This window comes from Streptomyces atratus, assembly GCF_900119365.1.
In the GTDB taxonomy this organism is placed as follows: Bacteria; Actinomycetota; Actinomycetes; order Streptomycetales; family Streptomycetaceae; genus Streptomyces; species Streptomyces atratus_B.
The window spans coordinates 88,929-100,771 of sequence record NZ_FPJO01000019.1; the positions used below are offsets into that span (position 1 = coordinate 88,929).

General features: G+C 67.0%; 8 protein-coding genes, 1 tRNA gene and 2 pseudogenes. 4 read left to right on the forward strand and 7 right to left on the reverse strand.

The window, feature by feature from the left end; translation table 11 throughout:
* Positions 1-1,010 precede the first annotated feature (1,010 nt).
* The 3 genes and pseudogenes from BT364_RS27035 to BT364_RS27045 all read right to left on the reverse strand — a co-directional run.
* Positions 1,011-1,659 (reverse strand): annotated as a pseudogene (locus BT364_RS27035) (nucleotidyl transferase AbiEii/AbiGii toxin family protein).
* Positions 1,656-2,003, reverse strand: a complete 348-nt coding sequence (locus BT364_RS27040; RefSeq protein ID WP_072487840.1) for a transcriptional regulator — start codon at positions 2,001-2,003, stop codon at positions 1,656-1,658. The pseudogene BT364_RS27035 and the gene BT364_RS27040 overlap by 4 nt, the downstream one beginning before the upstream one ends.
* A gap of 7 nt (positions 2,004-2,010) precedes the next feature.
* Positions 2,011-2,394 (reverse strand): annotated as a pseudogene (locus tag BT364_RS27045) (hypothetical protein); the annotation flags it as partial.
* A gap of 484 nt (positions 2,395-2,878) precedes the next feature.
* On the opposite strand from BT364_RS27045, the gene BT364_RS27050 reads away from it, so the two are divergent.
* Together BT364_RS27050 and BT364_RS27055 are read left to right on the forward strand one after the other, a co-directional pair.
* Positions 2,879-5,398, forward strand: coding sequence for a type I restriction-modification system subunit M/S (locus BT364_RS27050; protein ID WP_143166558.1), 2,520 nt, complete (start codon positions 2,879-2,881; stop codon positions 5,396-5,398).
* Between the two features lie 73 nt (positions 5,399-5,471).
* Positions 5,472-5,693, forward strand: a complete 222-nt coding sequence (locus tag BT364_RS27055; RefSeq protein ID WP_072487842.1) for a hypothetical protein — start codon at positions 5,472-5,474, stop codon at positions 5,691-5,693.
* Between the two features lie 186 nt (positions 5,694-5,879).
* Here the strand turns inward: BT364_RS27055 and BT364_RS27060 are convergent.
* Positions 5,880-5,953 (reverse strand) — tRNA-Gly (locus BT364_RS27060).
* Between the two features lie 466 nt (positions 5,954-6,419).
* Here BT364_RS27060 and dcd point away from each other — a divergent pair.
* Positions 6,420-6,995, forward strand: a complete 576-nt coding sequence (gene dcd, locus BT364_RS27065) for a dCTP deaminase (protein ID WP_072487843.1) — start codon at positions 6,420-6,422, stop codon at positions 6,993-6,995.
* Positions 6,996-7,001: 6 nt separating this feature from the next.
* Entirely contained in the window at positions 7,002-7,511 is a 510-nt protein-coding gene (locus BT364_RS27070) for a phosphoribosyltransferase (RefSeq protein ID WP_072487844.1), read from the forward strand.
* 80 nt (positions 7,512-7,591) lie between these two features.
* Here BT364_RS27070 and BT364_RS27075 read toward each other — a convergent pair whose 3' ends face one another.
* The 3 genes from BT364_RS27075 to BT364_RS27085 all read right to left on the reverse strand — a co-directional run bounded on the left by BT364_RS27075 (position 7,592) and on the right by BT364_RS27085 (position 11,757).
* Entirely contained in the window at positions 7,592-8,548 is a 957-nt protein-coding gene (locus BT364_RS27075) for a Yip1 family protein (protein WP_072487845.1), read from the reverse strand.
* Positions 8,549-8,738: 190 nt separating this feature from the next.
* Positions 8,739-11,006, reverse strand: a complete 2,268-nt coding sequence (locus tag BT364_RS27080; RefSeq protein WP_072487846.1) for a (Fe-S)-binding protein — start codon at positions 11,004-11,006, stop codon at positions 8,739-8,741.
* Positions 11,007-11,094: 88 nt separating this feature from the next.
* Complete coding sequence (locus BT364_RS27085) at positions 11,095-11,757, reverse strand: sugar transferase (RefSeq protein WP_079179658.1); 663 nt, start codon at positions 11,755-11,757, stop codon at positions 11,095-11,097.
* Positions 11,758-11,843: the final 86 nt, after the last annotated feature.

Genomic DNA, 11,843 nt, shown 5'->3' on the forward strand with positions numbered 1-11,843 from the left:
TCTCGGCCTCAACAAGCGGTGCGAACCTGTAGGAGTCGTGGCAGCCTCTCCGTCGACATGCAAGGCGCGCGCATCGTGCGCTCGGGGGTAGTGGCGCATGTTGAGGTCATCAGCGTGGATCTCGATAGGTTAGGTGATCGTCAATGCTGCTGTGTCTCTGCGTGGTTGGAGAGCAGTGCCTCGATACGTGCGAGTCAGGGTCGTTACGCCCGAGGAGGAGGAAGCTCATCGGAGAGCCGGTATCGTCCTCGCTCTTACAGCGCTCACGATTGCTGTTCAGATGGCGGGCGTCTTCTACCTTTCCACGGCGCTGCGGGGCGGCCATCTCGGGCATGCCTCCCTGGGGTCGCTCTGCGTGCTCCTGGCTGCCTGGGTCGCGCAGTTCGTGGATGCCAGAGGCCGCCGACGTCCGTTCAGGTGGCGGAAGTTCATCCTCAGTGTTTGTCTCTCGATCGCCCTCGTGCTTGCCCTGCCCGATCTCATGTAGACGGGATTCTCCTGTGGCGCTTCCAGCGGGCGGGCCGATGGCGTCTCAAGGGCCGAGCCACGAGCCTGGGACTCGACGAGCTCGCCACGCTGACCTATCGGGACTCGGGCCACGAGCGGCAGAGAAGAGGTGGCGAGCGCGTTGGACAAGATGGTCCGGGCCGCTCGGGGGAAGGGCGCTGAACAGCGGAAGACGGTCAAGGTCGTGCGGACGAGGTGGTGCGCGATGCTGACCAGCCTAGACAGCAAAGAAGCCCCAGACCGCTGGTCTGGGGCTTTCTGTTGGAGCGGGTGACGAGAATCGAACTCGCGCTCTGAGCTTGGGAATCACCGGTGCTTGCACGCTCGAAGTGCTTCTGGCCTGCATGTTTGACCCTGAGATGCGAGGCCGGCGTGGTCCCAGGGCGCCGAGCTTGACCGCTGCTGTCCGCCCCGAAGGGCATGGATGGGGCACGGCGACCGAGGGGCTGGCAGGCTCTCTTGCGAACCGCACTCTTGTCGAGCGGTCGGCATCCGTGAGGCCATCAGTCCTCGTGCGGAGCCTCAAGCTCGTGGAGCCGTTCCCCGATGTCGTCGGCCCAGGTCTGTGCCCACTGCCGCAGCCCGGCGATTGCCCGCTCGTCGAGTCCGTAGGCGGCGAATTCCGTGTCGTCGATCCAGTCGGCTCCGCTCAGCCGAGCTTGAAGCTCGCTGAGGTCGAAGGAGTCGCGGGCATGGCGCCGGCCGAGCTCCTCGAGTTCGACGGGGTTCCAGCGGTCCGTGGCGGCCTGTACATCGATCAGATCCCTGGCGAGTCCACGGTCGGCCAAGGCGCGGACCTTGGTGCCGACGACATCTTCGAGGGACAGCGGGTGGTCGCCAGAGTGCCTCCTTGAGGATGTCGACCTCGCACTCTTCATGGCTGGCAGGATCGGTGACGATCAGACGTGCGGACAGCGGGTCTGTTTCCAGGGCTCTTACGCGCCATCCGCGCTGCTCCAGTCCGGTACGTACGACGGTTGCGATGTCCTCCATACGATCTGGGTTCTCGGTTGCGACATCGAGGTCCTGGCTGAGCCGGTCGACCAAACCGTGTGCTTGGACCGCATAGCCGCCGGTGAGCGCGAGGGGGTAAGTGCCGCCCACAGCGAGCACGTCTGCAAGCAAGCGGCGGTGCAGGTCCGTGAGATTCACGCAGCAGCCTGGGTGCTGTGAGCCAGCTCGCCGAAGGCGCTCTCCCAGACCTCACGGACATCACGGCTGACCAGTGTGCGCAGTGTGGGCCAAAGGCCGACGAGAAGGTCCCGGTTGAGGTATTGGACCAGGTCGTCGTGCTGGCCCTCGGCCAGGACGATGCGGTAGTAGCTCATCCGCAGCCGAGGACGGTCGAGGTCGAACGTGGTCAGCCCTGACCACGCAAGGTGGAGCGGCAGGCGTACCGGGCCGTGCTCGGGACCGGCAAGCTCGGAGAGCGCTGCGGGCAGGCGCCGGGCGAACTTGGCACGACGGAGATCGGAAAGACCGGGCTGTGATGCCATACGTCGATTATCCAGGAAGAGCCGACGATGAGCCGCTCGGGCCGCAGATACCACTTCTGCGAGCAGGAGACCGGCCCGCTGCCCCGCCGGCGGCGAGCGTCGGGTTGAACAGGCCCACCACGGCGAGTGGGATGATCACGACGTTGTAGCCGAAGGCCCACAACAGGTTGCCGCGGATGGTGGCGAGGGCGCGGCGGGCGAGGGCTTCGATGTCGTCGCGGACGAGGGGGTGACGTCGGCGGCGGCGATGGCGACAACGGTGCCGGTGCCTATCGCGGCGCCGAGGTCGGCCCCGGCGAGCGCCGCCGCTTCGTTGACGCCGTCCCGCGACGACCGCGACTCGTTTCCCCTCCGCGCGCAGCGCGCGGACGAGCTCCGCTTCGCGCTCGGGGACCGGCGGTAGAGCTCGGCCCCCAGCACCAGCGTGATGCCCACCAGACCGCCCACGACGATCGAGAGCGTCTGGCCACCGGTCTGGCTGATGGAGTACGCGACGATACCGGCCACCGCACTGACCAGACCTGCGAGCGTCGCCCGCGCTGAGGTCCGGGCGCCTGGCCCCCTTGCGCGATTGCGGCGTGTCGTCACAAGAATCTCCCCTGACTCCAGTGCTGAGTCACCACCGATGCCTTCAACGCCCTGCGCCCCGAGGGGTATACGGAACAAGGCGGAACCAGCCGCGCAGCCGTCTCCACCTCTCGCTACCGCGATGCGCGGTACGGAGGATCACCTGTACCCGGCCATCGACAGTGGCCTCGAAGGTGTCCTGCTCGATGCCGAAGTGGCCGCAGCCCTCCTCGGTAACCCTGCACGCAACTGACGTGCGAGGAGGCCGACCCGAGAATTCTGTTAACCCATGTAATCGATGAACCTGGGTGGAGGGTCCGGTCGCAGGAACATTGCTTGGCCCGTATTCACGTGCTTCTTTCGTCTCTGCCGCGGTCGTGGCGGGGTGGGTTGCCTACCACTCCGCCAAAGCAGACAGAGTGAGCACTGTGAATGCGCGTTTGGCTCGTGTGTCTTCTTCCTCGTACGGTCCTCACATCGGAAGCTCAACCGGCCAAACCTCAGGAGGCACCATGCAGTTGGCGCATGATGAACAAACCGGTCTTGTCACCCGAACCCAGATCGCGGAGCGCGCGGGCGTGAGACGCCCGGCCGTGTCGAACTGGGCCCGGCGACACAAGGACTTTCCCACCCCTGTGCGCTCCGGCGATACGGAGCTCTTCCACGAGGCCGAGATCGCGCGGTGGCTGATGAACCGCACCATTCCTCAATCACAGTTGCTCGACGGGGAGCAGGCGGGAACCACCTACGCCGACCGATTCCGCCGGACCAGCGGTGACCGACCGTCTGCGGAACCGAAAACCGTGGGGGGTAGCGCTCAGCGCATCGGGACCGAGGACAAGAAGGCCGTCGATCAGCTGATGGGCCGACTCGCGGACCGGGTCCGAGGCCCGGCGACGATGGCGGACTTCGTGAATCTCTGTCTCATCGTGATGTACGTAAGACATGCGGAACCGGAGCAGTGGCGCCGGATCGAGGACGTCATGTCGGCAGGTCAAGGAGCTCGGGACGTGCAATCGCTGCTCCGTTCCCTCGGCGACATGGCCCAGGACACGCTGCGCCGGAACGGCGACCGCACCGACATGCGCAGCAGCTTGCTGCAACTGGAACCGCGGAGCTGGGACGACCTCACCACGGCAGTACGGACGGCGGCAGGCACCGGCGTTGGCGCGTTCCAGCTCGTGTGGGAGTCGTTCAGCGCCCGGGAAGGACTGCAGAGCTCGGAGTTCTGCAGCCCGGTGGGCCTGGCCTCACTGTCCGCGGCACTCGTACTGACTCCAGGACAGAAGGCCACAGTGCTGGACCCCTACATGAGGGGCGGAGAGATGCTGGCGGCTGCGTACCGGCACATCGGAGGCGCGCGGGGAACCATGTACGGCGAGACCCTCGACGGCCGGCTGCAAGCGGTCGCGAGTCTGTACCTTCTCCACCTCGGCGTACGACCGAAACTGACCAGCACCCGGTCCGACCGATGGCCACCGAACCGCGAGCACAGCGCCGACGTGGTGCTGACGAACCCTCCGTTCAACATGAGCGACGCACCCGGCCCCGGGCGCCGGACGGGAAACTGGCCGTACGGGCCACCGCCACAGGGCAATGACAATTTCGCCTGGATGCAGTACGTCCTTGGTGCGCTGGTACTCGGCGGTCGAGCCGTGGTGGTCATGCCGGTTAAGGCAGGCAACTCGGTGAACATCGCCGAGCGCGAGATCCGCCGCGCCCTTGTCCGCAGCGGGGCTGTGGAGTGCGTCATCACGCTGCCGTCCCATCTGTTCTCCGCGACGCCCGTGCCGGTTTCCCTGTGGTTGCTGCGGCGCGTGGAGCATCCGGTGAGAGAAAGCGTCTTGTTCGTCGATGCCCAGGAGCTGGGGACAAAGGTCCGGCGCCGACGAGCGCTGCGCGACACAGACTGCGATGCGATCACGGCCGTGGTCCGCCCATGGCTCGACGGAGAGCAGTGCCCGGATGGTGACGAGTACGCGGCGCACGCTGCCGACCGGGGCTTGTCGGCTGTCGTCGTGGCCCGCGCGGTCATCGCCGACGAGGAGTGTTCGCTGCGCCCCGCCGATTACTTGGGGGGCGGAAATTACGGCGCCGCTCCCGTTGCGGCCCAGCTGCGCGAAGCCGGTGAGAAGGCGGCAGAGCATACGGACATGCTCCGCCTGCTGGAGCAGCGATGGGTGGAAACGGGCAACGGCTACCGCACGGGCCCGGGACCCGGCGGCTGGAACGAGGCAGTTCTCAAGGACCTGTGCGAGATCCGGCCCGGTCCGTCATACACCCGCCTTCCAGCGAAGGCACGCACGGCGGACGCCGGTATTCCTCTTGTCTTCCCGCAGGATCTCGTCGGAGGGAAGATCGCGGACGAACCCCAGAACCGCGTGCCGTGGCTGACGGCCGAGCGCTTCAAGAAGTTCGAGTTGCTCCCCGACGACATCGTCTGCGTGCGTACGGGGGCCCAACAGCAACCCGCGCTGGTCTCCGGCCCGCAGGCAGGATGGCTGCTCAGCTCGAACGTGATGCGTCTGCGCGTACGCCCGAACGCCGAGATCGACCCCCTGTACCTCCACGCCTACCTGGGCCTACGGTACGCGCGCGAGTGGATGTCCCACCGCGCCGCGGCCACGGCAGCCCCCTCGCTGAGCTCTGCGGCTCTGGGCCACCTTCCCGTGCGCTTTCCGCCGATCGGGCAGCAGCGGCGGAGCGTGGATCTTCTCGGTGAGCTCGGCCAACGCGCCGATGCGTACGCCTCGTACGTCTCGGCACTTGGTCGGCTGCGGGCCGAACTCGCCGAACACCTGCTGCACGGCTCGGTCGAGCCGCTGTGACGGCCTGCCACCGCTGATCTCCCCTACCTGTCCTTCCTCCTTCTCGCCCGTGACCCTCGAAAGGATCGAGTCCATGCCCGAATCGACAGCCCGTTCCGGATATACGTGGCAGCTGTGGCTGGCGTTGTACGTTGCCTGCTCCATGGTGGTCGGCCTCGTCGTGAGCCTGTTGGTACTCCGTTCAGGCGTGGGCACCACTGATGTCGTTCTGGCAGGGGGAGGCGGCTTCGCGACCTCCTTCGCCCTGTGCCTCGCACTGCCCGCGGCCGTGCGCGAACTCAAGCGACAGGGCTGACCCGGACCGGCCGTCCGCGCGGCTGAGCCCGGTCGACGGGGATCCTCAGGCCACGGATGCGGCGAAGTCGGCGATAGCCTTCCGCAACGGCTCCGCCGCCGCCCCCGTACCGCCTCAAGTGCTCCTGCAGGTTCTGGGCAAGACGAAGCCCCAGGTTGCTGACCTGGGGCTTTCGCATGGAATGCATGGAGCGGGTGACGAGAATCGAACTCGCGCTCTGAGCTTGGGAAGCTCATGTTCTACCATTAAACTACACCCGCGAAGCATGCCACCTGAGCGGCGTCTGCCGTCCCATACTGTACCCCATCGCAGGTCCCCGGCGTTTGAGCCGTGGGGCCTTTTTGCTGTGGGCGGATGGTGGATGCGGGTGCCGTGGGCGGGAGTTGGGGGCGTAGCGTGGGGGTCGGAGCGCCGCCTGGAGTGGCGTCCCGTTCATCCCCTAATGTGGCTTTCTCGTCCAAGGCTTGTTGGGGAAGGGACTTGATGGACTCCATGGAGCGCACCGTCGTCCGCTGTGCCGAAGGGCACGTTTTCGCTACCGCTTCGTTCCCGATGCAGCAGCTCGGGGCCGGGCGGATCGGTCCCGGGCGGCTCATTCGCTGTCCGCGCTGTGCGCGGTTGCGGCATGCCGTGCCGGTGGTGTTCGAGCGGCGGTAGGCGAGGGTGGCAGGCGCGCGGGTGGTCCCGGATTGGGGTGGGCCCGCGCGTTCTGCGTATCCTCGGGGCGTGCTTCTCTCAGATAAGGACATCCGGGCCGAGATCGACGCCGGACGTGTCCGCATTGATCCATTCGACGCGTCGATGGTGCAGCCCTCGAGCATCGATGTGCGGCTCGACCGCTACTTCCGGGTGTTCGAGAACCACCGCTATCCACATATTGATCCGGCCGTCGAGCAGGCCGATCTGACGCGCATGGTCGAGCCGGACGGGGACGAGGCGTTCATCCTGCACCCCGGTGAGTTCGTGCTCGCTTCGACGTACGAGGTCATCTCGCTGCCCGACGATCTCGCGTCGCGGCTGGAGGGCAAGAGTTCACTGGGACGGCTCGGGCTTGTGACGCATTCGACCGCCGGGTTCATCGACCCCGGATTCTCCGGGCACGTGACGCTGGAGCTGTCGAATCTCGCGACGCTGCCGATAAAGCTGTGGCCGGGGATGAAGATCGGGCAGCTGTGCATGTTCCGGCTGAGCTCGCCCTCGGAGTTCCCGTACGGCTCCGAGCGGTACGGATCGCGGTACCAGGGCCAGCGTGGGCCGACCGCGTCGCGTTCGTTCATGAATTTCCATCGGACCCAGGTGTGATGTCTCATGAGCGGTGAGGCGAATGACGTGCGCGAGAACCTGACCTACGAGGGGTTCGGCCGTGCCGTGCGTGAGCTGGCGCAGACGGTGGCGGACGACGGGTTCGAGCCCGATGTCGTGCTCAGCATCGCGCGCGGCGGAGTGTTCGTCGCCGGCGGGCTCGCCTACGCCCTGGATTGCAAGAACATTCATCTGGTGAACGTGGAGTTCTACACCGGCGTGGGCACCACGCTGGAAATGCCGGTGATGCTGGCACCCGTTCCGAACGCCATCGACTTCTCGGACAAGAAGGTCCTGATCGCCGACGACGTCGCCGATACCGGGAAGACGCTGAAGCTGGTGCGTGATTTCTGTATCGATCATGTCGCCGAGGTGCGCAGCGCGGTCATCTACGAGAAGTCGCATTCGCTCGTGAAGTGCGAATACGTGTGGAAGAAGACCGACCGCTGGATCAACTTCCCGTGGAGCGTGGACAAGCCCGTCGTACGGCGCAGCGGGCAGGTTCTGGACGCCTGAGCGGGATGGGATGCGAGAAACCCCCGGCATATTGCGTGTGCCGGGGGTTTCGGTGTCTTCGGGCGGGCGGGCCGGTGGCGTCAGATCGTGCCCAGTTTGATGATCGACAGCAGGGCGATCAGCTGGATCGCGGATGCGCCCAGTGCCTTCGGCCACGGCAGGTCGTGCGATTTGCTCACCATCGAGGTGAAGAGCGCGGCCGAGGCCAGCCAGGTGATCCAGCCGAGAACCTGGACCAGGGAATTCTCGCCGCCGAGGAAGAGCGCGAATATCAGGCGGGGCGCGTCCGTGATCGACATGATCAGCATGGACAGGCCCACCGTCGGCTGCCACGCGCCGTCGCCGCCCAGCTGGCGGGCGAGCGTGTGCGTGACCGCGCCCAGGACCAGGCCGCCGATGACGAAGCCGAGGCCCGTGATGACGACGTAGGGCACCGCTGTGGAGATCGTCGCGTTGATCGCGTCGTCCCGGGCCTGGTCGAAGCCGAAGAGCGCGAGCAGGCCGTACAGGAACGTGACGATCAGCGCCGGACCCCAGACGGGGTAGTCGCGCATCTGCCAGAACGTCGGTCCCGGGCGGAGCACGATGCCGGTGAGCAACTCCTTCCAGCGCAGCCGGGGGCCTGCGGGCTGGGCGGGGGCCTGGCCGGCGCGGTAGGTGTCGCCGGGGCCGTACGGGTCCTCGCCGATGCTGAACGCCTGGGTGTGGCCGGGGGAGTTGGCGTACGGGTCGCCCTGCTGGGGGGAACCGTGGGGGTGCTGGGGCTGGTGGTACGGGTCGCCGAAGTACTCCGGCTCACCGTGGCCGCCGCCCTGGCCGCCATTGCCGTTGCCGTAACTGCCACCGCCGTAGCCGCCGTTGCCGCCGTTGCCGCCGTTGTTGTACGGGGGCGGGGCCGCGTTGCCTCCTGGCGGGGGCCAGGGCTGCTGGCCGTACGGCGGTGGTGCCTGTGTGCCGTACGGCTGCTGCCGCGGTTGCTGTTGCGCTTGCTGCGGGGTGCGGTTGTCCCGGCCGCGTCCGATCCTGAATCCAGCCACTCATCGAACGTACCTGGTCCGGGGCGGTGCGGTCAGAGGGCCTGGGGAACCTGCCCGCCATTGCGGCCGAGCTGTGACATCCCCTAGGGGAACCCCGGGGGGACGGCCCCCCCCAGGGGAAGGGAAGGCAGAAGCGGCCGGTCCCGCCCCCGAGGCAGGTCCGGCCGCTTCCGTCACGCGGCTGAGCGGGTTACTTCACCGGTTCCGGCTCCGGCGTGTCCGCCGACTCCGCCTCCCCGGCCGGGTCGGCAGGGGTCTTCACGGAGTCCAGCAGCAGCTGCGAGACGTCGACCACCTGGACCGACTCCTTCGCCTTGCCGTCGTTCTTCTTGCCGTTGACCGAGTCGGTCAGCATGACCAGGCAGAACGGGCAGGCGGTGGAGACGATGTCCGGGTTGAGGGAGAGGGCCTCGTCGACGCGCTCGTTGTTGATGCGCTTGCCGATCCGCTCCTCCATCCACATCCGGGCACCACCGGCGCCGCAGCAGAAGCCGCGCTCCTTGTGGCGGTGCATCTCCTCGTTCCGCAGGCCCGGGACCTTCGCGATGATCTCGCGCGGCGGGGTGTAGATCTTGTTGTGACGGCCCAGGTAGCACGGGTCGTGGTACGTGATCAGACCCTCGACCGGGGTCACCGGGATCAGCTTGCCCTCGTCGATGAGGTGCTGGAGCAGCTGGGTGTGGTGGATGACCTCGTACTCGCCGCCGAGCTGCGGGTACTCGTTGGCGATGGTGTTGAAGCAGTGCGGGCAGGTCGCGACGATCTTCTTCGACGACTTCGGCTTCTTCGTCTCCGGCTCGTCGTCGTCCTCGCCGAACGCCATGTTCAGCATCGCGACGTTCTCCTGGCCGAGCTGCTGGAACAGCGGCTCGTTGCCCAGCCGGCGGGCGGAGTCACCGGTGCACTTCTCGTCGCCGCCCATGATCGCGAACTTGACGCCCGCGATGTGGAGGAGTTCGGCGAAGGCCTTGGTGGTCTTCTTCGCCCGGTCCTCCAGGGCGCCGGCGCAGCCGACCCAGTACAGGTAGTCGATCTCCGTGAGGTCCTCGACGTCCTTGCCGACGATCGGGACCTCGAAGTCGACCTCCTTGGTCCATTCGACGCGCTGCTTCTTCGCCAGGCCCCAGGGGTTGCCCTTCTTCTCCAGGTTCTTGAGCATCGTGCCCGCCTCGGACGGGAACGCGGACTCGATCATCACCTGGTAGCGGCGCATGTCGACGATGTGGTCGATGTGCTCGATGTCGACCGGGCACTGCTCCACGCACGCACCGCAGGTGGTGCAGGACCACAGCACGTCCGGGTCGATGACGCCGTTCTCCTCGACCGTGCCGATCAACGGGCGCTCGGCCTCGGCGAGAGCCGCGGCCGGTACGTCCTTCAGCTGCTCCTCGGACGCCTTCTCCTCACCCTCCATCGTCTTGCCGCCGCCGGCCAGCAGGTACGGGGCCTTGGCGTGCGCGTGGTCGCGCAGGGACATGATCAGGAGCTTGGGGGAGAGCGGCTTGCCGGTGTTCCAGGCGGGGCACTGCGACTGGCAGCGGCCGCACTCGGTGCAGGTGGAGAAGTCGAGCAGGCCCTTCCAGGAGAAGTGCTCGATCTGCGAGACGCCGTAGACGTCGTCCTCGCCCGGGTCCTCGAAGTCGATCTCCTTGCCGCCGGAGGTCATCGGCAGCAGCTCGCCGAGCGAGGTCTCGCCCTTGGCGTTGCGCTTGAACCAGATGTTCGGGAAGGCCAGGAAGCGGTGCCAGGCGACACCCATGTCCTGCTTCAGCGCGACCGTGATCATCCAGATGAAGGAGGTCGCGATCTTCAGGCCGGCGAAGAAGTAGGTGAGGTTCTGGAGGGTGGAGACGTCCATGCCCTCCAGCCAGTTGACGACCGGGTACGAGATGAAGAAGGAGGCCTCGTAGCCGTCGACGTGGTGCTGGGCGCCTTCGAGGGCGTGCAGCATGAAGATGCAGACGCCGACGATGAGGATGACGGCCTCGACGAAGTACGCCTGGCCGAAGTTGGACCCGGCGAAGCGGGACTTGCGGCCCGGCTTGCGCGGGTGGGCCAGCTGGCGGATGACGATCAGGGTCAGGATGCCGAGCACGGTCATCGTGCCGATGAATTCGACGAAGACGTTGTACGGCGCCCAGTCGCCGATGATCGGCAGGAGCCAGTCGGCCTTGAAGAGCTGGCCGATCGCGTTGACGATCGTCAGCAGCAGTGAGAAGAAGCCCACCGCCACGAACCAGTGCGCGACACCGACGATGCCCCAGCGGTTCATCCGGGTATGGCCGAGGAACTCCCTGGCCACGGTGACGGTGCGCTGTGCGGGCTCGTCCGTGCGGGTGCCCGCGGGCACGTTCTGGCCGAGCCGCATGAAGTTGTAGATCTGCAGGAGGGCGCGGAGGAACAGGGCCACGCCGACCACGATCAGAACCAGCGACACGATGATCGCGGCGAGTTGCATTTGGGGGCTCCTCGGGCCTGCGAGGGTGGAATCCAGCGTCAATGAGCGAGTACTGGCGATTATCCGTGATTACTAAGCAGTAACTTAATCAGTCTGTGCTGACACTACCCACTTCTTCTGCCGCGCTGTAGCCGGACAGGCGGTGATCTGTGTCGCTCAGGCGCGCCTTTCCGCGCGGGGCGAGCCCTCGGGCCGCCTCGCGGAGCGGAGCGAGCACGGCTCTCGCCAGGATGGCCAGGTCCGTCCCCACCCCGTGGTGCTCGGCGTAGTGCTGGTCGAGCAGGGCCGGCTCGTCCCACGGCATTCCGGAGCGGGAGCGCACCTGCGCCAGGCCGGTGAGGCCCGGTTTCAGTTCCTGCCGCCAGTGTCTCGCGGCGGGGGAGGTGCCCGGGGCCGGAGTGCGCCCCGCGTCCGCCTCGTCCGGAGTCAGGGGCTCCGGGCCGACCAGGGAGAGGTCTCCCCGTACGACGTACGGCAGCCTGGAGAGCAGGTCGAGCCGGAGCCGCCGGGTGCGCAGCGAGCGCAGTACGAAGACATGGCCGTCCAGGCCGACCCGGGGCGAGTGGGTCAGTACGCCGCCGGGGGGCCGCCGCGCCGCCAGGACGGCGGCGCCCGTGGCGAGCAGGGGGGAGGTCAGGGCCAGGAGGGCCGAGCCGAGGGCCAGGTCCAGTACGCGCTTGGCCGACGGTCGCTCCCAGTGCGGCTCCCGTTGCCGGGTACGTACCGCACTCTGCCTCTGCTGTGTCTGCATCGTTCGCACCTGCCCGGGGTTCGCGGCGGATCGAGTGCCGGTTTTGCGTGGCTCACTGCATTTTGTGACAGAACGATCCCATGTGG